24 protein-coding genes are annotated in these 23,465 nt (G+C 60.6%); 7 read left to right on the top strand and 17 right to left on the bottom strand.

Going from position 1 to position 23,465, the window contains the following annotated elements; translation table 11 throughout:
* Positions 1–192: 192 nt before the first annotated feature.
* A complete protein-coding gene (sdeA, locus tag ACJ8J4_RS00410; protein WP_043141656.1) occupies positions 193–1,380 on the top strand; it encodes a multidrug efflux RND transporter periplasmic adaptor subunit SdeA in 1,188 nt (395 codons plus the stop codon).
* Positions 1,381–1,404: 24 nt separating this feature from the next.
* Positions 1,405–4,548 (top strand): multidrug efflux RND transporter permease subunit SdeB, encoded by a 3,144-nt coding sequence (sdeB, locus tag ACJ8J4_RS00405; RefSeq protein WP_043141659.1) that lies wholly within the window; start codon positions 1,405–1,407, stop codon positions 4,546–4,548.
* A 65-nt stretch (positions 4,549–4,613) separates the two neighbouring features.
* On the opposite strand, the gene ACJ8J4_RS00400 is transcribed toward sdeB, so the two are convergent.
* From ACJ8J4_RS00400 to hinT, 9 genes are all read right to left on the bottom strand, one after another.
* Positions 4,614–5,093, bottom strand: coding sequence for an RrF2 family transcriptional regulator (locus ACJ8J4_RS00400; protein WP_025302433.1), 480 nt, complete (start codon positions 5,091–5,093; stop codon positions 4,614–4,616).
* A 264-nt stretch (positions 5,094–5,357) separates the two neighbouring features.
* The gene (locus tag ACJ8J4_RS00395) at positions 5,358–5,894 is read right to left on the bottom strand and encodes a glycine zipper 2TM domain-containing protein (protein WP_167325016.1); all 537 of its coding nucleotides are present in this window, start codon (positions 5,892–5,894) and stop codon (positions 5,358–5,360) included.
* A 357-nt stretch (positions 5,895–6,251) separates the two neighbouring features.
* Positions 6,252–7,556 carry an NAD(P)/FAD-dependent oxidoreductase gene (locus tag ACJ8J4_RS00390; RefSeq protein WP_004928794.1) on the bottom strand — a complete coding sequence of 435 codons (1,305 nt, stop codon included), beginning with the start codon at positions 7,554–7,556 and terminating at the stop codon, positions 6,252–6,254.
* A 332-nt stretch (positions 7,557–7,888) separates the two neighbouring features.
* Complete coding sequence (gene ycfP, locus ACJ8J4_RS00385) at positions 7,889–8,431, bottom strand: alpha/beta hydrolase YcfP (protein WP_015377468.1); 543 nt, start codon at positions 8,429–8,431, stop codon at positions 7,889–7,891.
* Positions 8,432–8,510: 79 nt separating this feature from the next.
* On the bottom strand, positions 8,511–9,530 hold the full coding sequence (gene nagZ / locus ACJ8J4_RS00380; RefSeq protein ID WP_197832177.1) for a beta-N-acetylhexosaminidase: 1,020 nt from the start codon (positions 9,528–9,530) through the stop codon (positions 8,511–8,513).
* A gap of 38 nt (positions 9,531–9,568) precedes the next feature.
* On the bottom strand, positions 9,569–10,435 hold the full coding sequence (locus ACJ8J4_RS00375; RefSeq protein ID WP_264383916.1) for a phosphotransferase: 867 nt from the start codon (positions 10,433–10,435) through the stop codon (positions 9,569–9,571).
* Entirely contained in the window at positions 10,416–11,006 is a 591-nt protein-coding gene (lpoB, locus tag ACJ8J4_RS00370; RefSeq protein ID WP_197832178.1) for a penicillin-binding protein activator LpoB, read from the bottom strand. The genes ACJ8J4_RS00375 and lpoB overlap by 20 nt, the downstream gene beginning before the upstream one ends.
* A gap of 26 nt (positions 11,007–11,032) precedes the next feature.
* Positions 11,033–11,422 carry a YcfL family protein gene (locus ACJ8J4_RS00365; RefSeq protein WP_264383915.1) on the bottom strand — a complete coding sequence of 130 codons (390 nt, stop codon included), beginning with the start codon at positions 11,420–11,422 and terminating at the stop codon, positions 11,033–11,035.
* An 11-nt stretch (positions 11,423–11,433) separates the two neighbouring features.
* Positions 11,434–11,784, bottom strand: a complete 351-nt coding sequence (gene hinT / locus ACJ8J4_RS00360; protein WP_004928776.1) for a purine nucleoside phosphoramidase — start codon at positions 11,782–11,784, stop codon at positions 11,434–11,436.
* A gap of 221 nt (positions 11,785–12,005) precedes the next feature.
* Between hinT and ACJ8J4_RS00355 the strand changes: the two genes are divergently transcribed.
* The gene (locus ACJ8J4_RS00355) at positions 12,006–12,911 is read left to right on the top strand and encodes a transporter substrate-binding domain-containing protein (RefSeq protein WP_025302427.1); all 906 of its coding nucleotides are present in this window, start codon (positions 12,006–12,008) and stop codon (positions 12,909–12,911) included.
* Here ACJ8J4_RS00355 and ACJ8J4_RS00350 read toward each other — a convergent pair.
* A complete protein-coding gene (locus ACJ8J4_RS00350; RefSeq protein WP_197832179.1) occupies positions 12,908–13,285 on the bottom strand; it encodes a winged helix-turn-helix transcriptional regulator in 378 nt (125 codons plus the stop codon). The two genes, ACJ8J4_RS00355 and ACJ8J4_RS00350, sit on opposite strands and share 4 nt — an antisense overlap.
* A gap of 99 nt (positions 13,286–13,384) precedes the next feature.
* Between ACJ8J4_RS00350 and ACJ8J4_RS00345 the strand changes: the two genes are divergently transcribed.
* On the top strand, positions 13,385–14,134 hold the full coding sequence (locus tag ACJ8J4_RS00345) for an SDR family oxidoreductase (RefSeq protein WP_127146653.1): 750 nt from the start codon (positions 13,385–13,387) through the stop codon (positions 14,132–14,134).
* 51 nt (positions 14,135–14,185) lie between these two features.
* Here the strand turns inward: ACJ8J4_RS00345 and ACJ8J4_RS00340 are convergent, their stop codons facing one another.
* Positions 14,186–14,704 carry a YybH family protein gene (locus tag ACJ8J4_RS00340; protein WP_060447386.1) on the bottom strand — a complete coding sequence of 173 codons (519 nt, stop codon included), beginning with the start codon at positions 14,702–14,704 and terminating at the stop codon, positions 14,186–14,188.
* A 158-nt stretch (positions 14,705–14,862) separates the two neighbouring features.
* On the opposite strand from ACJ8J4_RS00340, the gene ACJ8J4_RS00335 reads away from it, so the two are divergent.
* Entirely contained in the window at positions 14,863–15,786 is a 924-nt protein-coding gene (locus ACJ8J4_RS00335; protein ID WP_025302423.1) for a LysR family transcriptional regulator, read from the top strand.
* Here the strand turns inward: ACJ8J4_RS00335 and ACJ8J4_RS00330 are convergent.
* Positions 15,778–17,082 (bottom strand): Nramp family divalent metal transporter, encoded by a 1,305-nt coding sequence (locus tag ACJ8J4_RS00330; protein ID WP_264383914.1) that lies wholly within the window; start codon positions 17,080–17,082, stop codon positions 15,778–15,780. The genes ACJ8J4_RS00335 and ACJ8J4_RS00330 overlap by 9 nt on opposite strands.
* Before the next feature lie 230 nt (positions 17,083–17,312).
* Between ACJ8J4_RS00330 and mntR the strand changes: the two genes are divergently transcribed.
* Both mntR and ACJ8J4_RS00320 read left to right on the top strand, forming a co-directional pair.
* Positions 17,313–17,783 (top strand): manganese-binding transcriptional regulator MntR, encoded by a 471-nt coding sequence (gene mntR, locus ACJ8J4_RS00325; protein ID WP_025302421.1) that lies wholly within the window; start codon positions 17,313–17,315, stop codon positions 17,781–17,783.
* A 14-nt stretch (positions 17,784–17,797) separates the two neighbouring features.
* Positions 17,798–18,163 carry a DUF4180 domain-containing protein gene (locus ACJ8J4_RS00320; RefSeq protein ID WP_089180771.1) on the top strand — a complete coding sequence of 122 codons (366 nt, stop codon included), beginning with the start codon at positions 17,798–17,800 and terminating at the stop codon, positions 18,161–18,163.
* Between the two features lie 56 nt (positions 18,164–18,219).
* Here the strand turns inward: ACJ8J4_RS00320 and ptsG are convergent, their stop codons facing one another.
* From ptsG to mltG, 5 genes are all read right to left on the bottom strand, one after another.
* A complete protein-coding gene (ptsG, locus tag ACJ8J4_RS00315; protein ID WP_141997763.1) occupies positions 18,220–19,653 on the bottom strand; it encodes a PTS glucose transporter subunit IIBC in 1,434 nt (477 codons plus the stop codon).
* A gap of 343 nt (positions 19,654–19,996) precedes the next feature.
* The gene (locus ACJ8J4_RS00310; protein WP_025302417.1) at positions 19,997–20,773 is read right to left on the bottom strand and encodes a metal-dependent hydrolase; all 777 of its coding nucleotides are present in this window, start codon (positions 20,771–20,773) and stop codon (positions 19,997–19,999) included.
* A gap of 19 nt (positions 20,774–20,792) precedes the next feature.
* Entirely contained in the window at positions 20,793–21,800 is a 1,008-nt protein-coding gene (gene holB, locus ACJ8J4_RS00305) for a DNA polymerase III subunit delta' (protein WP_025302416.1), read from the bottom strand.
* Complete coding sequence (gene tmk / locus ACJ8J4_RS00300) at positions 21,800–22,438, bottom strand: dTMP kinase (RefSeq protein WP_025302415.1); 639 nt, start codon at positions 22,436–22,438, stop codon at positions 21,800–21,802. Before tmk ends, holB begins: the two co-directional genes overlap by 1 nt.
* Complete coding sequence (mltG, locus tag ACJ8J4_RS00295; protein ID WP_025302414.1) at positions 22,428–23,453, bottom strand: endolytic transglycosylase MltG; 1,026 nt, start codon at positions 23,451–23,453, stop codon at positions 22,428–22,430. The genes tmk and mltG overlap by 11 nt, the downstream gene beginning before the upstream one ends.
* Positions 23,454–23,465: the final 12 nt, after the last annotated feature.

Below are 23,465 nucleotides of genomic sequence, written 5' to 3'. Positions count from 1 at the left end.
CTCTATACTCCACCCAATTAATGTAACCGATATTGATACATTAATGTGACACCAATATGTTTCAAAACCTAACGTTGGGCCATAACAAGGCACAACGCCCCTTCCGCCGAACGCAGGCATACATGAAGGGAAAGCCCGGAAAACAGGGCTGGGTATGGGGCCAGACAGCGCTTACTTATCGGAATAAAAATAATGGCAAATCAACCAAACTCATCGTTCAACGCCGGCGGCCGCACGCGCGCCTTCGCTCTGGGCCAGCGGCTCTCCGGGGTGGCGCTGCTGGCCGCCCTGCTCGCCGGGTGTGACAACAGCGTCGCGCACAACGCCCCGCCACCGCCGCCGGTGGTCAGCGCCGCCAGCGTGGTGGTCAAACCGATCAGCCAGTGGGATGCGTTCAATGGCCGGGTCGAAGCAGTGCAAAGCGTACAGCTGCGCCCGCGAGTTTCCGGCTACATCGAGCGGGTCAACTACACCGAAGGCGACGAGGTGAAGAAAGGCCAGGTGCTGTTCACCATTGACGATCGCACCTACCGCGCCGCGCGCGAACAGGCGCAGGCCGAGCTGGTGCGAGCGCGCAATCAGGCAACCCTGGCGCGCAGCGAATCTTCGCGCACCGAGAAGCTGATCGGCACCCAGGCCATCTCGCAAGAGGTGTGGGAACAGCGTCGTTCGTCCGCCGCACAGGCGCAAAGCAACGTGCTGGCGGCGCAGGCTCAGCTCGATATGGCGCAGCTTAATCTCGACTTTACTCGCGTCACCGCGCCGATCGATGGACGCGCCAGCCGCGCGATGATCACCGCCGGCAACCTGGTCACCGCTGGCGACAGCGCCAGCGTGCTGACGACGCTGGTGTCGCTCGATAAGGTTTACGTCTATTTCGACGTGGATGAAGCCACCTTCCTGCGCTATCAGCAGCAGGGCCGGCACGATGCCCGCCTGCCGGTGAAAGTTGGCCTGGTGGGTGAAGACGGCACCCCGCATCAGGGGCTGGTGGATTTCACCGATAACCAACTGAACGCCGGTACCGGCACCATCCGCATGCGCGCCCTGCTCGACAACCGCGATCGTCGCTTCACGCCGGGGCTTTTCGCCCGCGTGCAGATGCCCGGCAGCGCCGAGTTCAACGCCATGCTGATCGACGATAAAGCGGTGATGACCGACCAAAACCGCAAGTTCGTTTACATCGTCGATAAAGACGGTAAGGCACAGCGCCGCGACATCGACGTGGGCCGCATGGCCGAAGGATTGCGCATCGTGCAGAAAGGGTTGGCAAACGGCGATCGGGTGATCGTCGACGGCATGCAGAAAGTGTTTATGCCGGGCATGCCGGTCGACGCGAAAAGCGTCGCGATGACCACTACCGCTTCCGCACTTAACTAAGCTCCCAGCCGAGACTTCTGACCCATGGACTTTTCCCGTTTTTTCATCGACCGGCCGATCTTTGCCGCGGTGCTGTCGATACTGATTTTTGTCGCCGGGGCGATCGCCATCCCGCTGTTGCCGATCAGCGAATACCCGGATGTGGTGCCGCCCAGCGTGCAGGTGCGCGCAGAATACCCGGGCGCCAACCCGAAAGAGATCGCTGAAACGGTGGCCACGCCGCTGGAAGAAGCGATCAACGGCGTCGAAAACATGATGTACATGAAATCGGTCGCCGGCTCCGACGGCGTGCTGGTGACCACCGTCACCTTCCGCCCCGGCACCGATCCCGATCAAGCGCAGGTGCAGGTGCAAAACCGCGTGGCGCAGGCCGAAGCGCGCCTGCCGGAAGACGTACGCCGCCAGGGCATCACCACTCAGAAACAGTCTCCGGCGCTGACGCTGGTGGTGCATCTGGTCTCGCCTTCCGGCAAGTACGATTCGCTCTACCTGCGCAACTACGCCACCCTGAAGGTCAAGGACGAGCTGGCCCGTCTGCCGGGCGTCGGCCAGGTGCAGATCTTCGGCGCCGGTGAATACGCGATGCGCATCTGGCTCGATCCGAACAAGGTTGCCGCGCGCGGGCTGACCGCCTCCGACGTGGTGAGCGCCATGCAGGAGCAGAACGTGCAGGTCTCCGCCGGCCAGCTGGGCGCGGAACCGATGCCGACGCGCAGCGACTATCTGCTGTCTATCAACGCCCAGGGCCGCCTGCAAACCGAAGAAGAGTTCGGCAACATCATCCTCAAAAGCGGCGACAACGGCGAGATTGTGCGGCTGCGCGACGTGGCGCGCATCGAAATGGGTTCCGGCAGCTACGCGCTGCGCGCCCAGCTCAATAACAAGGATGCGGTTGGTATCGGCATCTTCCAGTCGCCGGGCGCCAACGCCATCGAGCTGTCGGACGCGGTGCGCGGCAAGATGGCCGAGCTGGCAACCCGCTTCCCGGACGGCATGAGCTGGAAAGCGCCGTACGATCCGACGGTGTTCGTGCGCGATTCGATCCGCGCGGTGGTGGATACCCTGCTGGAAGCGGTGATCCTGGTGGTGCTGGTGGTCATTCTGTTCCTGCAGACCTGGCGCGCGTCGATCATTCCGCTGTTGGCGGTGCCGATCTCCGTGGTCGGCACCTTCGCCGCACTGTATCTGCTCGGCTTCTCGCTCAACACCCTCAGCCTGTTCGGGCTGGTGCTGGCGATCGGTATTGTGGTGGATGACGCCATCGTGGTGGTGGAGAACGTCGAGCGCAATATCGAAGAGGGGCTGTCGCCGCTGGCGGCGGCGCACCAAGCGATGCGCGAGGTCTCCGGCCCGATCATCGCCATCGCCGTGGTGCTGTGCGCGGTGTTCGTACCGATGGCGTTCCTTTCCGGCGTCACCGGCCAGTTCTACAAGCAGTTCGCCGTCACCATCGCCATCTCGACGGTGATCTCCGCCATCAACTCGCTGACCCTGTCGCCGGCGCTGGCGGCGCGCTTGCTGAAACCGCACGGCGCGCCGAAAGATATGCCGTCGCGCCTGATCGACCGGCTGTTCGGCTGGCTGTTCCGGCCGTTCAACCGCTTCTTCGCCAGCGGTTCGCAGCGTTACCAGCACGGGGTGTCCCGCGTGCTGGGCCGACGCGGCGCGGTGTTCGTCGTTTACCTGCTGCTGCTGGCCGCCGCCGGGGTGATGTTTAAGACCGTGCCCGGCGGCTTTATCCCGACGCAGGACAAGCTGTATCTGATTGGCGGCGTGAAGATGCCGGAAGGCGCCTCGCTGGAGCGCACCGATGCGGTGATCCGCAAGATGAGCGCCATCGGTATGAGCGTGGACGGCGTCACCGATGCGGTGGCCTTCCCCGGCCTGAACGCGCTGCAGTTCACCAATACGCCGAATACCGGCACGGTATTCTTCGCGCTGGAGTCATTGAGCACCCGTACTCGCACCGCGGCGCAGATCAACGCCGAGATCAACGCGCGCATTTCGCAGATCCAGGAAGGTTTCGCCTTCTCGATCATGCCGCCGCCGATCCTCGGCATCGGCCAGGGTTCCGGCTATTCGCTGTACGTGCAAGATCGCGGCGGACTGGGTTACGGCGCGCTGCAGACGGCGATCAACACGATGTCCGGCGCCATTATGCAAACGCCGGGCATGGGGTTCCCGATCTCCTCCTATCAGGCTAACGTGCCGCAGCTGGACGCCAAAATCGATCGCGACAAGGCCAAGGCGCAGGGGGTGCCGCTCAATGCGCTGTTCAGCACGCTGCAAACCTACCTCGGTTCGTCTTACATCAATGACTTCAACCGCTATGGCCGCACCTGGAAGGTGATGGCGCAGGCCGACGGCCAGTTCCGCGACAGCGTGGAAGACATCGCCAACCTGCGTACCCGCAACGACAAGGGCGAAATGGTGCCGATCGGCAGCATGGTCAGCATCGGCACCACCTACGGCCCGGATCCGGTGATCCGTTATAACGGCTTCCCGGCGGCGGACCTGATCGGCGATGCCGACCCGCGCGTGCTCTCCTCTACCCAGGCGATGGGTGCGCTGACGCAGATGGCCGATAAGCTGTTGCCGAACGGCATGAACATTCAGTGGACCGATCTGAGCTATCAGCAATCGACCCAGGGCAACGCCGCGCTGGTGGTGTTCCCGGTAGCGGTGCTGCTGGCGTTCCTCGCGCTGGCGGCGCTGTATGAAAGCTGGACGCTGCCGCTGGCGGTGATCCTGATCGTGCCGATGACCATGCTGTCGGCGCTGTTCGGCGTATGGTTGACCGGCGGCGACAACAACGTGTTCGTGCAGGTCGGGTTGGTCGTTCTGATGGGGCTGGCCTGTAAGAACGCCATTCTTATCGTCGAGTTCGCCCGCGAGCTGGAAATGCAGGGCAAAGGCATCGTCGAAGCGGCGCTGGAAGCCTGTCGCCTGCGGTTGCGCCCGATCGTGATGACCTCCATCGCCTTCATCGCCGGCACCATCCCGCTGATCCTCGGCCACGGCGCCGGCGCCGAAGTGCGCGGCGTCACCGGCATCACGGTGTTCTCCGGCATGCTGGGGGTCACGCTGTTCGGGCTGTTCCTGACGCCGGTGTTCTACGTCACCCTGCGCCGCCTGGTGGCACGCAAGGCACAGCCGCAGACGGCGTAATCATCGTCTTAACATGCAAAAAGGTCGGGCATTGCCCGACCTTTTTTTATGCATGCGAACCGCGATTATTTATCGGCGGTTTCAGCCTCTTGCGCAGCGGCGTACTCCGCACAGGCGCGCTTGTCGCCCCGCTCCAGTTCGGCCAGCGAATCGGCCACGGTGTGGCGCGCCAGCACCGCAAGCGAAGCCTGTTCGGCCTCGTTTACCACCGACTTGAAATACCAGCAGGCGTTGGCGCTCACCAGGCAGCGAGCCGGCACTTCAGGACGGGAAGCCCAGATGCGCTTGTCGTCGATCACCGCCAGGTAGATGTCCCGCAGGGTGATCTCTTCCGCCGGGCGGCCGAGGTGGATAGAGCCGTTTCGGCCCAGGGTGGAAACGATGATGCCGTCTTTGGTCAGCGGGACCATCAGTTTGCGGATAAAGCTGGGGTTGGCTTCCAGAGCGGCGGCGAGGGTGGCGCTTGTCGAACGCATGCCCTGCTTTTCAGCTACGGCGACGCTAAGGACCATTTGCAACGCTGTCGGAAAGCGAAAATCTAACATGTCGTTATCTCTGCGAGACGAAATACTCGGGTTTGACCGGTGTGGCGATTGGCGCCGATAACACCGCTTAATTGCACAATAATATAACAAACGCGGGGGCTTTTTTGAAGTTTTGCCCAGTGATATCGCACGCAGACATTAGAACGATCGCAAATTCTTAGACAGGCAAAAAACAGAAACCCGCGTCAATGTTAACGCCACTCGCTTAACCGGGTTAAACGATCAGAACTAACACTGCCCGCGGGTTTAATTCGAATGTGGCGATCAGGCTCTGTTCAGCACCAGCTGGCCGTTTTTATCCAACGGGATTTGCGTGCCCGGATCGTGATCCATGCGGATCTTGCCCTGCTGATTGCCGATCTTGTAGGTCACGTCATAGCCCAGCATTTTCTGGGACTTGTCGTAGACCGTTTTGCAACGCTGCTGAACGCTGGTGCTGACGTCGTTGTTCTGCATCGCCCCTTGCACCTGGTTACCGGCATAGCCGCCACCCAGTGCGCCTACCACGGTCGCCACGTCGCGCCCGCGACCGCCGCCGAACTGGTGGCCGATCACGCCGCCCGCCACTGCGCCCAACACAGAACCGGCGATGCGGTTTTCATCCTGCACCGGTGCACGGTGCGTCACGGTGACGTTGCGGCATTCCTGACGCGGCGTTTTGATGGTTTCTTTTATCGGCGTTGCGGCGAGCACCTGCGCATATTGCGGACCGGCAGAAAAGACGTCGAGGCTGGCTACCGCGGCAATCCCCAGAGCGGCAGCGACACCAATTCCAACACCGGCTAACATTGACTTGTTCACAGGAAACCTCCTGAAAGTGTTACCACGCATTTTTTCCGGGGTCTGTTACCGGCATGGCACCGCGCTTATTATTTTGCGCATGGGCGGCTTGCGGTATCCCGGTTTACGGCGTGCGCGACGCGCCGTCTGTAAACGAGATAAAGTCTGCACAATGATCTGAGGACCCGCAATAAGACAAGGGGACCAAAAATGCGGGAAAACGGCTGTTTTCCCGTTGTTTAGGAGGAATCTTAAGAATTTTACCCATATCGGCGACAGCTTATGCTGAAGAATCAAGCAACCGCCGCCGCTCGCCTCGCGCTGCCATAAAAAAACCCGCGCGGGCGAACCGGCGCGGGTTGGTCGACAAAGGCGGGATCAGTGCATCTTCAGACGCGGACGGATCACCCGGTTAATGCCGCCCACCAGCATCATCAGGCCGGTTTTGATGTAGCCATGCAGCGCCACCTGGTGCATGCGGTACAGCGAGATGTAAACGAAGCGCGCGATGCGCCCTTCCACCATCATCGAGCCGCGCATCAGGTTGCCCATCAGGCTGCCGACGGTGCTGAAGCGCGACAGCGACACCAGCGAACCGTGGTCTTTGTACACGTAAGGCTTCAGCGTCTGGCCGTTCATCAGCGCCAGGATATTGGTGGCGCAGCGCGAGGCCATCTGGTGCGCCGACTGGGCGCGCGGCGGCACGAAACCGCCGCCCTCTTTCGGGCAGGAGGCGCAGTCGCCGATGGCGAAGATGTTCGGATCGCGCGTGGTCTGCAGCGTCGGCTCCACCACCAGTTGGTTGATGCGGTTGGTTTCCAGGCCGCCGATATCCTTCATGAAGTCCGGCGCCTTGATGCCGGCCGCCCACACCATCAGATCGGCGTCGATAAACTCGCCGCCCTTGGTGTTCAGGCCTTTGGCGTCCGCGCTGGTCACCATGGTGTTGGTCAGCACGCGCACGCCCAGTTTGATCAGTTCCTGGTGCGCAGCAGCGGAAATGCGCGGCGGCAGCGCCGGCAGAATGCGCTCGCCGGCTTCCACCAGCGTCACGTTGAGCGCGCTGTTGTCCAGGCCTTCGAAACCGTAGCTGTGCAGCTGCTTCACCGCGTTGTGCAGTTCGGCGGACAGCTCAACGCCGGTGGCGCCGCCGCCGACGATAGCGATGTTGACCCGCTCTTTTTGCCCCGGCTGCGCCGAGAACTTCAGGAACAGGTTGAGCATTTCGTTGTGGAAACGACGTGCCTGATGTGGGTTATCCAGGAAGATGCAGTGCTCTTTCACGCCCGGCGTACCGAAATCGTTCGAGGTGCTGCCCAGCGCCATCACCAGGATGTCGTACGGCAATTCGCGCGCCGGCACCAGCTCGCCGCCCTGCTCGTCGCAGATCTGCGCCAGCTGCAGCGTTTGCGTTTCGCGGTTGATGTTGGTCAACGACCCCAGCTGGAAGCTGAAATGGTGATTGCGCGCGTGCGCCAGGTAGCTGAGCGCATCCACGCCGTCATCGAGGGAACCGGTTGCCACTTCGTGCAACAGCGGTTTCCACAAATGGCTGTGGTTGCGATCCACCAGCGTGATCTCCGCTTTGTTCTTGCGGCCAAGTTTATGGCCCAGGCTGGTCGCCAGCTCCAGACCACCGGCGCCGCCGCCAACAATAACGATTTTCTTCTTTGGCGTTGTCAAAATAACCCCCTAAATGTGAACCATTTGTTATCCCAGGGTAAATAAATAATATCCTTAGAATACATAGGGTTCGCGTAAAATAAATCGGCTCTCTGAAGCCAGAATAGCATGTGAGGTTATTTGGTCATACCAAAATTGACGTACATCAATTTTTTTTGGTTAAAGGCTGGACGAGGGGATTTTTTGGGGATTGTGATTCAAATAGTTAGCGCTGAGTCACAGTTTTAAATTTTGCCGATTGCCACGCCAAATCTGGCTTTGTCGCACAAAAAAGCCGCACTTTCCGTCGGTGAAAAACGGGGAGAGCGGCTCGCGGCAGCGTTATGAAACTGTTAACCCAGCGCCTTGAACGCCTTGAGCCGCTGCAGATGCGGCGAGATGTTTTTGAACTTGTGCGTCTGCTGTTCATCCCAGACGATTTCGTAGTAGTGATGCAGCAATTCGGCACTGCGCCGGTTATCCAGCACCTCGTCGTGACGCGACAGCACCACCAGACAGCGATCGCGATTTTTCTCGCGGAAATCCTCCACGCACTTGGTGGCGATATCGCGATACTCTTCCGGCCGGTCTATCTTGCCGTGCATGTGTTCTTCCGGGTACAGATTGGGATTGAACATCGCCTGGCGAATGCCGCACAGGAAGCCGATGCGCTCTGCCCAGAAACCGCCGAGGCCGACCCCGCAGATCAACGGATGCGCGTCGCCGCCCTGCTGCACCGCCTTGTCCACCTCTTTCAACAGATGCTGCATGTCGTGACGCGGATGCAGCGTGCTGTAGCTGATAAAGCGCACGTCCGGATCGATAAACTGCAGCTGTAACACCTTTTCATGATTGCCGGGGCTGGTGGAATCGAAGCCGTGCAAATAGATAATCATGTGGATCCTCGCAACAAGCCAAGGGCCGCGGGCGCGGCCCTCATCATTTCCGCTCTGCGCCGCGGTGCGGCACCTGGATTCACCCTTGCGAACGCTGCTTGTGCTCCTCCCAGCGTTCGCTCAGCGCGCTGAGCGCCTTGTGCGCCTGCTGCCAGCGCTCGGAGTCGCGCAGTTCCTGACGGGTGAACTGACCGCGATGATATAACCGCTTCACCTTCTCTGCTTTGACCGGGGACAGGTTATCCAACACGCTGACCGCGCCTTCGCGGTGGTTGCACACCAGGATCATGTCGCAACCGGCATCCAGCGCCGCCTGGCCGCGTTCGGCATAGCTGCCCATGATGGCGGCACCTTCCATCGACAGATCGTCGGAGAAAATCACGCCGTCGAAGCCCAGCTCCTGACGCAGGATCTGCTGCAGCCAGTAAGGCGAGCCGCTGGCCGGACGCGGGTCCGCTTCAGTATAGATGACGTGAGCCGGCATGACGGCGTCCAACAGCTGACGGTTGATCAGCTCGCGGAAGATCGCCATGTCGTGCTCGCGGATCTGCGCCAGCGGCCGCAGATCGCGCGGCGTTTCCTTGTGCGAATCGGCGCTGACGGCGCCGTGCCCCGGGAAGTGTTTACCGGTGGTTTTCATGCCGGCGCTGTGCATGCCGAGGATGAAGCGTTCCGCCATCGCCAACGCCTGCTGCGGATCGCTGTGGAACGAACGTTCGCCGATCGCCGCGCTGCCGTGGCCGATGTCCAGCACCGGCGCAAAGCTGATGTCGATATCCTGCGCGATCATTTCCGCCGCCATCAGCCAGCCGGCCTCCTGCGCCAGACGGCCGCCTTCCTGCGCATTGTGCAACGCGGCAAACGACTGCGCCGCCGGCAGACGGGTGAAGCCCTCGCGGAAGCGCTGCACGCGCCCGCCTTCCTGATCTACCGCCACCACCAGCCGATCGTGCGATTCGGCGCGGATCTGGCGCACCAGCTCACGCAGCTGCTCCGCATCGTGGAAGTTGCGGGTAAACAAGATCAATCCACCAACCAGCGGATGTTTCAAAATCTCGCGTTCTTCTGCATCCAGCTCGTAGCCGGCGACATCTAGCATTACTGGGCCCACGGGCACCTCACTTCATTATTGTTCATTCAGAATTCGGATGATGATAAACAGAATCGCCGGCGCAGCGCCGCGCCCCAGCGCAAAAATTCGGCGTCGCCGCTCTGCTGCCAGCGCACTTCAAACCACAGCAGCATCAGATAATCCACCCACGGCAGCCAGCGCTGCACCTGCGCCTGCAGCCGGGCGACGTCGTGATAGCCCTGACGCGCGTAGTGCTGCAAAAAGCGCTGCTGCGCCTCCGCCGCCCAGCCGTTGCCGCGAAACAGCGCGGCGATATCCAACGCCACATCGCCGTCGGCGGCATACTCCCAGTCGATCAGCCGCAGCCTCTCGCCGGTCGCGAGCAAATTGCCCGGATGGATGTCCATGTGTAGCGGCGCCAGGCGTAATGGCCGCGGCGGCGCGCAGCGTAAGAAATGACGCTGCCAACTCAGCCAGGCGGGGGTTAAACGCCGCGTATCCAGCTGCTGCCAGTAGCGGCGGAACTGCCGCCGCAGATCCAACCGGTAACCACTGAGCGGCCGCCGGTGCAGCGTCGCCGCCATCGCCGCCAGCTCGCCGCGCTGATTCAGCCTGTCAAACTCAGCTTCTGTGACGACGTCACCTTCGAGCCATTCGAGGACAAGCCACTGATTATTCTGCGCGAAAACCCGTGGCCCCAGCCCCGGCGCGCAGCGCCTCAGGACCTGCGCCTCCCGCCGCCTGCTCACGCCCAGCGCGCGTTTCTCCGCGCTGTTTTGTCGCGCCAGCAGCGTGATGCCCGAACCGTCGATACGCCAGCTCTCGCCGGTCAGCCCCTGCACCGGGCTGAAATGACAACCGGCGGTATTCACCGCCGGCAGTCTGGTTTCCATCAATCGTCGCAGCGCGGCCTCAGCGTTTAACGGCGCCATTGCCCGACCAGACGATCTCGCCGGTTTGCACCAGCATCAGCTGCATATCCAACGCCGGCGACTTCACGTCGCCGCTGACGTCGCTGTACAGCACGTACTGCGCACCGACGATGCGCGCCAGGCCAATCGCCTTGCTGCGCGAGCCGAAGCTGTCATCCGCCGACAGGCCCAGCATTTGTCTGGCGCTGGTCAGCTTCGCTTCCGGCACCACGCTGAAGGTGGAGTTCGACGCCAGCGCCTTATACAGCGCCGCGGTGGCTTTGCCCATCTGCAGCGAGCCGTTGGTGTTGTTCTTGACGCTGTCCAGCAGCAGCACGCTGCCGGCCGTGACGCCATCGGCCTTCAACATCTGATTCACCAGCGGCTGAACGCTGCCCAGCCAGTCGAGCTGCTGGATTTTCGGCGGCTGCGGCACCGGCTCGGTAGTTGGCGGCTGCGGCTGCTCGACCGGCGGCGTCGGCTGTTCTGGTTCGACGGTGACCGGCGGCAACGGCTGATCCGGCTCAGGCGGACGCGACAGACAGCCGCTCAGGGTGAATGCGGCCAGCGCCACTAAGACGTACTTTTTCATGCTTTTTCTCCAAACCTGGCAAGCGCTTACAGGTACAGATACAGACGCGCGCTTTTAGCTTCCAGATTACCGTTAATCGAGTAGATTTTGGCGTCCGAGTTAGGCGCCACGACGATCTCACGCGGTTTCTCGAAGGGGCGAATATCCAGCCCCTGCGCGTCGTACCAATAGAAACGATAATGCACGGTGACCGGCGTCGGTTGGCTGTTATTGAGCACCGAAGTCGCCATCACCCGGCCGGAAGCGTTCGAGACAGAGGGCGTATCGGCAAAAATGCCGGCGGTCAGCACCGAAGGATCCATCACCACCGTTTGCCCCCGGTTAACCGCGATGCCGGATGGCGAACTGCACCCCATCAGCAACACGGCGGGCAGCGCCAACGCCATCAGACAACGCAGAGTTTTTTTACCGCGCATGATTTCCTCGCTTAACGTGACAGCAGCGGCCCCAGCGAGCGGCCACCGACCAGGTGCATATGAATATGATAGACCTCCTGACCGGCGTGGCGGTTACAGTTGACGATCAGGCGGTAGCCGTCCTCGGCGATGCCTTCCTGTTCGGCGATCTTCGCCGCGGCGGTGATCATGCGGCCCAGCGCGGCTTCGTGCTCGACGGTCACGTCGTTGACGGTTGGGATCAGCACGTTGGGAACGATCAGCACATGGGTAGGCGCCTGGGGGGAGATGTCACGGAAAGCGGTGACCAGTTCATCCTGGTAAACCACATCAGCAGGGATTTCGCGGCGGATAATTTTACTGAAAATCGTTTCTTCGGCCATCTGGCGTTCCTTGTTTTACACAATTAGCTGTACGCAGTATGAGTGACAAATTCTACTGCTTTCAACCTGATTGCGCACTTTCCACGTCGAGTGCTGCAGATTCGCGCAGGCCGTCGCCCCGCTTGTGCATCTTTTCACTTTGGTTATTCACTATTGTTGCTTTACTTGCCCCGCGCCGCCGCCAATAGTAACCCCATGATTAACAAAGGATAGAGGGCACTATGCCACTGAAGATTGCGGCGCTGTGCGCGCTGTTGCTGAGCGCTGCCGTGCAGGCGGCCACGACGGGCGGTATCGACCTGCAGGCTAACCGAGAGCCGATACGCACGGAGAAAAACCCGGCGGCTATCGCGCTGATCCCGGCGAACTTTCACTTCGCGGTGCCCGGCAAGCTGACGGTGGCGGTAGCATTCGAGAACTCCCCGCCGCTGGCGCTGTTCGCCGAAGACAATAAAACGCTGATCGGCAGCGATCCGGACATCGCCCGCCTGGTGGCCGACAGCCTCGGGCTGGAGCTGAATCTGGTGCCCACCTCCTGGGAAGATTGGCCCTTGGGCATCAGCGCGGGCAAATACGATGCGGCGATCTTCAACATCGCCGTCACCAAACAGCGTAAAACCAAATTCGACTTCGCCACCTACCGGGTGGACACGCTGGGCTTTTACGTCAAATCCACCAGCCATATCACCTCGATCAATCGCCCGCAGGACGTAGCCGGGCTGCGGATCATCGTCGGATCCGGCACCAATCAGGAAAACATTCTGCTGGGATGGGATAAGCAGAATCGCGCCGCCGGGCTGCCGCCGGTACAGCCGATCTACGTGACCGACGACGCCGCCACCAACCTCAGCATTCAGTCCGGGCGCGCCGATGCGTTCTTCGGCCCCCACTCCACCGGCGCCTACAAGGCGGCGCTGACCGGCAAAACCAAAATGGTCGGCATCGGCCCCAACGTGGCCTACGTCGCGGTCACCACCAAAAAAGGCAACGGGTTGGTGAACGCCGTCAACGCCGCGATCAATGGCGCGATCGTCAGCGGCGAATATGCGCAGGTGCTGGAACGCTGGGGCGAAGGCGACGAAAAGGTCGAGCGCTCAACCATCAACCCGCCGGGCATCGGCGACTAGCTACCGATCAGCTGCGGGGCATGTCGGCGCATCCACTCGGCCAGCGAGTCCAGCGTCGGCCGCAGCGATTTGCCGAGCGTGGTGACCTGGTACTCCACCCGCGGCGGCACTTCGGGATACACCTGCCGCGTCACAAGACCGCGCTGCTCGAACAGCCGCAGCTGGCGCGTCAGCTCTTTTTGCGCAATGGGCGCCACCGCCCGCTGCAGCTCGCTGAATCGCACCGGGCCATCGATCATAATCAGCCGGTACAGGATGGGTATCGCCCATTTGCCCGACACCAGATTGACGAAGTCCACCATCGGGCAGGATTCGCCCGCCGTCGGCAACGCCGACAAATTATTTTTCGCCGCTGAGGGCGCGCGCGCCGTCATTTCATCCCACCTCGTCCTTTAGTATCCAAAAGGTGCCTACTATGCAAAAGGAACCATAGCGCAAATAATGCCGTAACAGACATTAAAGAGGAATCGGTTATGTCACGACTGCAAGGCAAATACGCATTGATCACCGGCGGCACCAGCGGCATCGGGCTGGAAACCGCCCGCCAATTCATCGCAGAGGGCGCAACGGTGGCGATCACCGGCCGCAGCCAACGTGCCCTGGACGCGGCGGGCCAGGCATTGGCGGGCAACGCGCTGTTGCTGCTGAGCGACGCCGGCGACATCCCACAGCAACGTGCGCTGGCGCAGCAGTTGGAGCAACGGTGGCCGCGGCTGGACGTGCTGTACGTTAACGCCGGCGACGTCACGCACCGCCCGCTGCAGGAGTGGGATGAGCAGAGCTACCAGCGGCTGATGGACATCAACCTGAAGGGGCCGTTCTTTCTGATCCAGGCGCTGCTACCGCTGCTGGCCACCCCTTCCTCGGTGATCCTGTGTGGTTCGGTCAGCGCCCATATCGGTCTGCCGCAAAGCAGCGCCTACGCCGCCAGCAAAGCCGGTTTGTTATCTCTGGCCAGAACGCTCTCCGGCGAGCTGCACGCGCGCGGCATTCGCGTCAACGGCCTCAGCCCCGGCCCGACCGAAACCCCGGCGCTGGGAAAATTGGGGCTGACGGAAGCGGATGAACGGGCATTGCGCGACGATATCCGCGCGCTAGTGCCGATCGGCCGCATGGGCAGCGCACTGGAGCTGGCCAAAGCGGCGGTGTTTCTGGCGGCGGATGAGTCGGCGTTTATGGTCGGCGCGGAGCTGCAGATGGATGGCGGCGTGGGGAACCTGTAACCGCGCGCGACACCCTAAGAAGGCCGCTTGCGCGGCCTTTATCTGTCCCTCTCAGCTCACCCCTTGAATCGGGTTGGTATTAAAGGTGTAGACCACGATCTTCCATTGGCCCTGCTGTTTCTCCAATACAAATACTTCACGGTTTAAATCGATCAGGGTAGCACCGTCGCTTATTCGGGTAACCGTTGCGCCGCGATGATGGTGCGTGCGCACATAGGCCATATTCCCGTTCACGTTGACGCTGTCATAAGCAAACTCTGTTTCAAATTTCTCGTTTTTAAATAAGTCATCATATTGTTGGCGGCGCTTTTCATTGCTGTCCGCCGTCGGTTTTTCGTTCCATTGTGAGTAACTTTCTGGCGCAAAAAGTGACAAAATCGTTTGCGTATCGCCGGCGTTAAGCGCTGTCTGGTAGCGGTTTATCAGCTCATACACCGCCTTCTGTTCGGCCGCGACGCCCGCCTCTGCGGAAACCCTGTAACTTTGCGATGCGGCCTCGCTGCTTGCGGCATAAGTTTGGCCGCACAAGCCCGCGCCCGCCAATAACAATACGGCAGTTAATTTTTTCATATAAATATCCTCTTCGGCATTATTTCATTATGGCAATACAGGATGCGATTTCAGATAAATAAAAACGCTGAAAATAAATTATCCAATGCTGCGTCAAATTGACAGCCGGCATATTTAAAAATACTCTTTTAATAATTTAAATAATGGAAGCCGTTAACATGAATGAACTGCACGCGCTGCGCGTATTCTGCCAGGTGGTGGAAATGGAGGGGTTCAGCCAGGCGGCAACCAAAATGGGGCTCTCCCCGGCCAGCGTCACATACAGCATCAATCAGCTTGAAAAACAGTTCGGGCAACCCCTGTTCAAGCGTTCAACCCGGCGCTTCTCGCTGACCAGCGCCGGGGAGCGTTGCTATCGCACCGCACAAGACATCCTGCAGCAGTTTGACCGGCTGAAAAACGACATGTCGGGCGATTTTGAACAACCGCGAGGACCGCTGCGGGTCGAGATAGCCACGATGCTCAGCAGCATGCATATCGCTCCGGCGCTCCCGGCTTTTTTGGCGCAATACCCGGAATTGCAGCTCAGCGTGTCGGTTAGCGATCGCCTGGTCAATCCGGCGGAAGATCGCGCCGACGTATTTATTCGCATCGGCGCCGGCCACATACCCGAGATGGTCAGCCGTCAATTGCTGCAACCACGCTATTTGTGCTGTGCGTCTCCCGATTATTTTGCGCGCCATGGCCGGCCGGAACACCCGGAACAGCTGCAACAGCATCAGCGGCTGGGATTTATCCGTTCAGGCGCGGCGGCGGCGGACGACTGGCAGTTCATTCGTGGTGACGAGCGCTACCGTCTGGCGCCCAGCCCGCTGCTGAGTTTCAACCATTCACAATCGCTGTGCGAGGTGGCCAGGAACCACCTCGGCCTGGTTTACTTGCTGGACTGCACGCTGGAAAACTATCTGAAGGCAGGCGAACTGGAACCGATACTGCAGGAGTGGGCGCCCACAGGGGCACCGATCAATATTCTCTATCCGCGCCTGCGGGATCGCAGCCATAAAATTCGGGTTTTCGTCGACTTCATCAGCGAACTGTTCGCCAACAAATTCGCCGGGCCCCGATCCCGCGTCTCACCCTAACCCAGGGATATCGACGCCGAAAGTCTGCAACAGCAACACCACGTTAAGCAGCACGATCACCACCGTGCCGACCACTGCCGCCAGGCTGGTCCAGCGGCCGTTGGCAAACTCGCCCATGATGTCACGGCGACGGGTGAACATCACCAGCGCGATCATCGGCGCCGGCAGCGCCAGGCTCAGCACCACCTGGCTGTAGACCAGCGCGTCGGTGGCGTTGACGCCCATCGCCACCACGATAAACGCCGGCACCATGGTGACCAGGCGGCGCACCCACACCGGAATACGGAAACCGACGAAGCCCTGCATGATCATTTGCCCGGCCATGGTGCCCACCACCGAACTGGAAATGCCAGAGGCGATCAGCGACGCCAGGAAGATACCGGCGGCGGCCGCGCCGAACAGCGGCGTCAGCGTATGGTAGGCGGTGCCAATTTCGGCCACGTCGCTGTTACCGGCGTGGAAAGCGCTCGAGGCCATGATCACCATCGCGATATTCACCAGCCCGGCGAGCGCCAGCGCGATCACCACCTCAATATTGGAGAAACGCAGCAGCTTGCGCCGCTCGCCGTTGTCGCTGGCCGGGCTGCGGTGCTGGGTCAGCCCCGAGTGCAGGAAAATGGCGTGCGGCATCACGGTGGCGCCGATAATGCCGACGGCGATGGTCAGCGCCTGGGCATCCGGCAGTTGCGGCGTCACCATGCCGATCCCGGCCGCCTGCCAGTCCACCGGCACAATGAACATCTCCACCAGGTAGCACAGCGCGATGATGCCTACCAGGCCGCCGATCATCAGCTCGACCGGCCGGAAACCTTTCTTTTCCACCATCAACAGCGCATAGGTGATCACCGCCGTCACCCCCATCCCCGCCAGCAGCGGCATGTGGAACAGCAGCGCCAGCGCGATCGCCCCGCCGAGAAACTCCGCCAGATCGGTGGCCATCGCCGCCACTTCGCTAAGCAGCCACATGCCGATCACTACCGGCCGCGAAAACTGATCGCGGCACATCTCCGCCAGATTGCGGTTGGTGACGATGCCGAGCTTGGCCGACAGCGCCTGGAACAGCATGGCGATCAGGTTGGCCATCACCACCACCCACAGCAGGCTGTAGCCGTATTTCGCCCCGGCCTGGATGTTGGTGGCGAAGTTACCGGGGTCCATATAGGCAATAGAGGCAATCACCGCCGGGCCGGCGAACAGCAGCGGCGTAAAAGCGCCGCGCTTGCGCCCGGCAAGGGCGGCACCAATCGCAATGTTGGTCCGTTCGGTTAACGATGAGGGAGTTACCGCGTCTCGCATGAAGTACCCTTAATCTTTTGCTGGTTATTTTTCCACCGATCATGCTGACAATGTAGCATCGGCTACACTTTATGCAACAGGCGAAATTAATGGGCTTTGTGTAGAGATATTTCTAACTACCACAATGCGTGGCATCGAATTGATAATGTGTGCTATTTGGACTAACTTAGGGCAACCCTCCCCGCATTGCCGGGAGACGCCATTTTTATGCTTACAGGACGCCCCACGCTATGGTTACCCGCGCGCCAGATAACGCCGACCGCCCCGCCCAGACCGACATGCCGGACGAGGCCGAGCACGCCCTGCGTTTTAGCCGCGCCCGCGAAGCGCAGTCCAATGCGCTGATCGAAGATTACGTTGAGCTGATCGCCGATTTGCTGCAAAGCACCCGTGAAGCCAGAACCACCGATATCGCGCGCCGCTTCGGCGTCTCTCACCCGACGGCGATCAAAAATATCGCGCGGCTCAAAAGCGCCGGGCTGGTGGAATCGCGCCCTTATCGCGGGGTGTTTTTAACCGAGGAAGGCGAGCAGCTGGCGCAGAAGGTGCGCCGCCGTCACCGCATTGTGGTCGATCTGCTGATGTGCCTCGGGGTGCCGAGCGAAACTGCCGAGCTGGACAGCGAAGGGATTGAACACCATATCTCGGACGAAACGCTGGCGGTGTTCGAGCATTACTTGCAGCAACACGTCAAACCCTGACTCCCGGGGCGCCGATGAGCTACGCCGTGCAGCACGTTCATGGCCTGCGCCTGGTGGTTTTCGCCGAAGCCGGGCCGCTGTTGAAAGACGAAAACGACGTCAGCCTGTTTATCGCGCCCGCTTTTGAACACGAGGCCGGGATGATTGCCCTCCCCGTCAACCGCCTCGACGCCGCCTTCTTCCAGCTAAGAAGCGGCGTGGCCGGCGCCGTATTGCAGAAATTCATCAACTACCGCCTGCGCGTGACGCTGCTGGGTGATATCACCCCCTGGCTGGCGCAAAGCTGCGCGCTGCAAGATTTTGTGCGTGAAGCCAATCGCGGCGAACAGATCTGGTTCCTTCCTTCTCTCGCCGAGCTCGAACAGCGGCTTGGTACCTGACGGCAGGCAATAAAAAAGGGAGGCTTTCGCCTCCCTTGATAACTCCCCTGCCTGAATCAGTGATTACGGATGTATTCGTCCATATCGGTTTTCAGGTTGTCGGACTTGGTGCCGAAGATGGCCTGCACGCCGGAGCCAGCGACGACTACGCCGGCTGCGCCCAGTTTCTTCAGGCCCGCCTGGTCAACTTTGGACACGTCGGCCACGCTGACGCGCAGACGGGTGATGCAAGCATCCAGGTTAGTGATGTTTTCTTTACCGCCGAAGGCCTGAACCAGTGCCGCGGACATTTCGGAACCGCCCTGCGCAGTCTGCTCGGCAGCGCTGTCTTCACGGCCAGGGGTTTTCAGATCCAGTTTGGCGATCAGCACGCGGAAGATGGTGTAGTACACCAGACCGTAGACGATGCCGACGATTGGGAACAGCCAGATTTTGCTGCTGTTGCCGCTCAGTACGATAAAGTCGATCAGGCCGTGCGAGAAGCTGGTGCCGTCACGCATGCCCAACAGGATACAGATTGGGAACGCCAGGCCGGCCAGGATAGCGTGGATCACGTACAGGATCGGCGCGACGAACATGAAGGAGAACTCGATCGGCTCGGTGATACCGGTCAGGAACGAGGTCAGCGCGGCGGAGATCATGATGCCGCCGACTTTCGCGCGGTTTTCCGGCTTGGCCGAGTGCCAGATGGCGATGGCCGCAGCAGGCAGACCGTACATTTTGAACAGGAAGCCGCCGGACAGTTTACCCGCGGTTGGGTCACCCGCCATGTAGCGAGGGATATCACCGTGGAATACCTGGCCCGCCGCGTTGGTGAACTCACCAATTTGCATTTGGAATGGTACGTTCCAGATGTGGTGCAGACCGAACGGCACCAGAGCACGCTCAACCACGCCGTAAATGCCGAAGGCCACGACCGGGTTCTGATAAGCCGCCCACTGCGAGAAGGTCTGTATAGCCGTACCAATCGGTGGCCAGATGAAGGACAGCACTACGCCCAGAACGATCGCCGCCAGACCGGAAATGATCGGCACGAAGCGCTTACCGGCAAAGAAGCCCAGGTATTCCGGCAGTTGAATGCGGAAGAAGCGGTTGAACATATAGGCCGCGATGGCACCGGAGATAATCCCCCCGAGCACACCGGTATCCGCCAGGTGTTTGGCCGCAATCTCTTCAGCCGGCAGGTGCAGCACCAGCGGCGCAACCACCGCCATGGTTTTCACCATGATGCCGTAAGCCACCACCGCCGCCAGCGCGGAAACGCCGTCGTTGTTGGTGAAGCCCAAGGCGACGCCGATGGCGAAAATCAGCGGCATGTTGGCGAAGACCGAACCGCCCGCTTCCGCCATCACGTGGGAGACTACCGCAGGTAGCCAGCTAAAGTTGGCGGAACCGACGCCCAGCAGGATACCTGCGATAGGCAACACGGACACCGGCAGCATTAGCGATTTACCTACTTTTTGCAGGTTTGCAAATGCGTTCTTGAACATAGTTGAGTGTGCTCCTGAGTAATAATGCTTTGCTACTTCTTGTCGCGATTGGTCGCGCTGCAAGGGGGGGAGAAAAACCCCTGCAATTCAGGGTGTCTGAGCACCCCTTGAATTTATTACGCAGAGTAAAATAAATAGCCTGCGCAATGTTTGATGACAATCACGTTTCGATGATCGAGCCGCGGCAACTTTGCATAAACCGGCCGTTTTTTGGCAAAGCCGGCCAAAAAACACGCACCAATCCCCCTGAAACGGGAGGGAACCTTACCCGTTTCAGTGATTAATTACGAGCTTAAAAAAAATTACGCAGACAATGACCTACAGCTATAGCCTAGGTCAAAGATCACAGATCGAGGTGAAATAAGCGTGAAAAGTTGGCGGTGGTGGCTTCGGCCAGCTGTTCCAGGTTGACGCCCTTCAATACCGCCATGTATTCAGCCACATCGCGCACATAGGCGGGTTGGTTTTCTTTACCGCGATGCGGCACCGGCGCCAGATAAGGCGAGTCGGTTTCCACCAGAATGCGATCCAGCGGCACGTAGCGCGCCACTTCACGCAGCTGTTCGGCGTTGCGGAAGGTGACGATGCCGGAGAAGGAGATGTAGAAGCCCAGATCCAGCAAGGCTTCGGCCGTGGTCAAATCTTCAGTGAAGCAGTGCAGCACGCCGCCGCAGTCTTGTGCGTTCTCTTCACGCAGGATCGCCAGCGTGTCCGCGCGCGCATCGCGGGTATGGACGATCACCGGCTTGTTCAGATCCCGGCCAATGCGGATATGTTCGCGGAAAGAGTCCTGCTGCAGCTCAAGATTGTCTTTCTGGTAGAAGTAATCGAGCCCGGTCTCTCCCAGCGCTACCACCTGCTCCGCCGCCGCCAGGCGACGCAGCTCGGCGTAATCATACCCCTCTTCCAGATTGAGCGGATGCACCCCGCAGGAGAAAGCCACATCGTTGCGCTCGCCGATCAGCTCGGTCATGGAACGGTAGCCCGGCAGCGTGGTGGCGACCGCCAGCACATAGCCGACGTCGCGCGCTTTGGCTTTGGCCAGCGCATCGTCCACATTCTGATGCAGCGTTTGATAATCCAGACTGTCAAGGTGGCAATGAGAATCGACTAACAACATAATTTTTAACTCTTTTACTTTACAGCGAATGAGGGTGGGAATAGCCGGCGGCGCCAAGCATCTGTTCCCAGCGAAGTAACTGTTCGGTCAGCAGCAGCTCGCGATTGACACCCACCACGCTGAGCAGCTGATGGCGGCAGGTCAGCCACTGCTGCACGATCTGCTGCAGCGAGGCGCTGCTCAGCACGCTGGCCAGCTGATGCACCAGTGGTTGCTGATCCTGATTCAATACATAGTGATGCGCGCCCTGCTGCCACTTCATCGCGTCCACCAACAGCGCGCACAACCAGTGCAGGCGCTCGGCGACATCTTCATGGTTCAGCACCGGCAACAGCGACAGCATATCGCGCTGCGGCAGCGCGGCGCTCAACGCGGTGCACAGGGCGCTGCGCTGTTGCCACTGCTGCGGCTGTAACAGCTGTTCGGCGGCCAGCGGCGCGCCGTCGTGCAGGCGCAGCGCCGTGAGGCGGTCTGTCTGAGAACCGGCCGCCTGCCGGCCCAGCCACTGCAGGCTGAGCTGCTCATCCGGGCTGGCCAAATGCCAATAAAGACAGCGGCTGCGCAGCGTCGCCATCAGCCGCGACGGCTCACGGCAACCCAGCAGAAAATAGGTTTTCTCCGGCGGCTCTTCCAGCGTTTTAAGCAGTGCGTTGGCCGCCGCCTCGGTCAACTGTTCCGCCTGCGGCAGCCAAATCACCTTGGCGCCGCCCTGCTGCGCGTGGGCGTACAGCGTTTCAATCACCTGGCGGATCGGTTCGATACCCAGGTTGCTCTTGCCCTTTTCCGGCGCCAGCACGTGATAATCCGGGTGATTCCCCGCCAGCATCAGCCGGCAGCTGTGGCACTCGCCGCAGCTTTTTTCGCCGTTGCGCTGTTGGCAGATCAACCAACGGCTCAGGCCGTAGGCCAGCGCATCGTCACCATTGCCCGCCGCCGCATGCAGCAGCAGCGCATGGTGGCCGCGACCGTCGGCGTACTGCCCAATCAGCTGGCGATAAGGGCCATTCAGCCACGGGTACCAGTTCATTATGCGCCTTCCTGCTGCCGCAGCCAGTGGCCGACGCAGTCGCGGATCGCCGCGGTCACCTGTTCCAGCGGCTGGGCGGCGTCAACGGTAACGATCGTTTCATCCTGCGCCGCCAGCTCAAGATAGCGAGCGCGGGTGCGTTCGAAGAACGGCAGCGCCTCCTGTTCGATGCGATCCAGCTGGCCGCGCGCCTGTGCGCGTTGCAAGCCGACCAGCGGAGGCAGATCGAGATAAACCGTCAAATCCGGGCGGAAATCCCCCAGTACGGTGTCGCGCAGCGAGCTCATCAGCTGTGGGTCCACACCGCGGCCGCCGCCCTGGTAAGCCTGTGAAGAGAGATCGTGGCGGTCGCCCACCACCCAGGCACCACGCGCGAGGGCGGGTTTGATCACGGTTTCCACCAGCTGCACGCGCGCAGCGTACAGCATCAAGACTTCGGCCTTGATGGTCGGCAATTCGCCGTCGATGCCGCGTTTGAACAGTTCGCGCAGCTTCTCCGCCAGCGGTGTGCCGCCCGGTTCGCGGGTGAAAACGATGTCGTTGATGCCATGTTCGCGCAGCACATTGACTACCGTGTCACGCGCTGTGGTTTTGCCCGCGCCTTCCAGCCCTTCGATTACAACGAATTTACTTTTCATTCTTTTCCTTTAACGCCTGACGGTACACGCGCACCGCCTGGTTATGGCTCGCCAGATTGGTGGTGAAGGTATGCCCACCCTTGCCGTCGGCGACAAAATAGAGATATGGCGTTTTGGCCGGATTGGCGGCCGCTTGCAACGAGGCCTCGCCCGGCATGGCGATCGGCGTTGGCGGCAGGCCGGCGATCACATAGGTGTTGTAAGGCGTCGGCGTCTCCAGATCCTTGCGCGTGATGTTGCCATTATAGCTTTCGCCCATGCCGTAGATCACCGTCGGATCGGTCTGCAGGCGCATGCCGATGCGCAAACGGTTGACGAACACCGACGCCACCTTGCTACGCTCTTCCGGCACCGCGGTCTCTTTCTCGACGATCGAGGCCATGGTCAGCAACTCTTCCGGCGTTTTATACGGCAGGCTGGTGTCGCGGCCGGCCCAGGCGGCCTGCAGCGCTTTATTCATGCGCACGTGCGCGCGTTTGAGCAGCGCGATGTCGCTCATGCCGGCGGTATACTGATAGGTATCCGGGTACAAATGCCCTTCCGGGGTTTCTCCTGCCGCAATACCGAGCGCTGTGGCGATCTCCGCGTCGCTCTTGCCCGCCAGGGTGTGTTTCAGGTATTTGGACTGCTGCAGCACCTGCTGCCAATCACGCAGTCGTGAGCCTTCAATAAAGCGTGCGGTGAACTGCGCCTCTTTGCCACTGGCCAACAGTTTCAGCATCTGGCGCACCGTCATGCCCGGCGTGAACCGGTAGGTACCGGCTTTAAACTCCGCCAGCTCCGGCTCCAGTTTCAGCAGCCACTGGAACCAGCGGCCGTTGCGCACCAGTTTATCGCGCACCAGTAATCCTTCCAGCGCCACCCGGCCGGTGCCGGCAGGCAGTTTGAAGATGGTTTCTTGCTGGATAGCCAGCGGCGTATCGGCAAAGCGTTCGATCTTCTGGTAGCCCCAAAACAGCAGCGCCAATACCAGAACAACAATAACAGACAGGACCTTCAGCTTTCTTTTCTTCATCAATCAGCCATG

Source organism: Serratia sp. CY47280, from assembly GCF_052168655.1.
Taxonomy (GTDB): domain Bacteria; phylum Pseudomonadota; class Gammaproteobacteria; order Enterobacterales; family Enterobacteriaceae; genus Serratia; species Serratia bockelmannii.
This window is presented reverse-complemented; position numbering and strand designations above follow the sequence as displayed.

Bases quoted from the DNA above. Each gene is read 5' to 3' on its own strand.
- mntR (WP_025302421.1), top strand. From the start codon at position 17,313: ATGGTTACCCGCGCGCCAGATAACGCCGACCGCCCCGCCCAGACCGAC.
- mltG (WP_025302414.1), bottom strand. From the start codon at position 23,453: ATGAAGAAAAGAAAGCTGAAGGTCCTGTCTGTTATTGTTGTTCTGGTA.
- sdeA (WP_043141656.1), top strand. From the start codon at position 193: ATGGCAAATCAACCAAACTCATCGTTCAACGCCGGCGGCCGCACGCGC.
- ACJ8J4_RS00310 (WP_025302417.1), bottom strand. From the start codon at position 20,773: ATGTTGTTAGTCGATTCTCATTGCCACCTTGACAGTCTGGATTATCAA.
- ACJ8J4_RS00400 (WP_025302433.1), bottom strand. From the start codon at position 5,093: ATGTTAGATTTTCGCTTTCCGACAGCGTTGCAAATGGTCCTTAGCGTC.
- ACJ8J4_RS00355 (WP_025302427.1), top strand. From the start codon at position 12,006: ATGCCACTGAAGATTGCGGCGCTGTGCGCGCTGTTGCTGAGCGCTGCC.
- hinT (WP_004928776.1), bottom strand. From the start codon at position 11,784: ATGGCCGAAGAAACGATTTTCAGTAAAATTATCCGCCGCGAAATCCCT.
- tmk (WP_025302415.1), bottom strand. From the start codon at position 22,438: ATGAAAAGTAAATTCGTTGTAATCGAAGGGCTGGAAGGCGCGGGCAAA.
- ACJ8J4_RS00375 (WP_264383916.1), bottom strand. From the start codon at position 10,435: ATGGCGCCGTTAAACGCTGAGGCCGCGCTGCGACGATTGATGGAAACC.
- lpoB (WP_197832178.1), bottom strand. From the start codon at position 11,006: ATGAAAAAGTACGTCTTAGTGGCGCTGGCCGCATTCACCCTGAGCGGC.
- ACJ8J4_RS00330 (WP_264383914.1), bottom strand. From the start codon at position 17,082: ATGCGAGACGCGGTAACTCCCTCATCGTTAACCGAACGGACCAACATT.
- ACJ8J4_RS00320 (WP_089180771.1), top strand. From the start codon at position 17,798: ATGAGCTACGCCGTGCAGCACGTTCATGGCCTGCGCCTGGTGGTTTTC.
- ACJ8J4_RS00335 (WP_025302423.1), top strand. From the start codon at position 14,863: ATGAATGAACTGCACGCGCTGCGCGTATTCTGCCAGGTGGTGGAAATG.
- sdeB (WP_043141659.1), top strand. From the start codon at position 1,405: ATGGACTTTTCCCGTTTTTTCATCGACCGGCCGATCTTTGCCGCGGTG.
- nagZ (WP_197832177.1), bottom strand. From the start codon at position 9,530: ATGCTAGATGTCGCCGGCTACGAGCTGGATGCAGAAGAACGCGAGATT.
- ACJ8J4_RS00345 (WP_127146653.1), top strand. From the start codon at position 13,385: ATGTCACGACTGCAAGGCAAATACGCATTGATCACCGGCGGCACCAGC.
- holB (WP_025302416.1), bottom strand. From the start codon at position 21,800: ATGAACTGGTACCCGTGGCTGAATGGCCCTTATCGCCAGCTGATTGGG.
- ACJ8J4_RS00365 (WP_264383915.1), bottom strand. From the start codon at position 11,422: ATGCGCGGTAAAAAAACTCTGCGTTGTCTGATGGCGTTGGCGCTGCCC.
- ACJ8J4_RS00350 (WP_197832179.1), bottom strand. From the start codon at position 13,285: ATGACGGCGCGCGCGCCCTCAGCGGCGAAAAATAATTTGTCGGCGTTG.
- ycfP (WP_015377468.1), bottom strand. From the start codon at position 8,431: ATGATTATCTATTTGCACGGCTTCGATTCCACCAGCCCCGGCAATCAT.
- ACJ8J4_RS00340 (WP_060447386.1), bottom strand. From the start codon at position 14,704: ATGAAAAAATTAACTGCCGTATTGTTATTGGCGGGCGCGGGCTTGTGC.
- ptsG (WP_141997763.1), bottom strand. From the start codon at position 19,653: ATGTTCAAGAACGCATTTGCAAACCTGCAAAAAGTAGGTAAATCGCTA.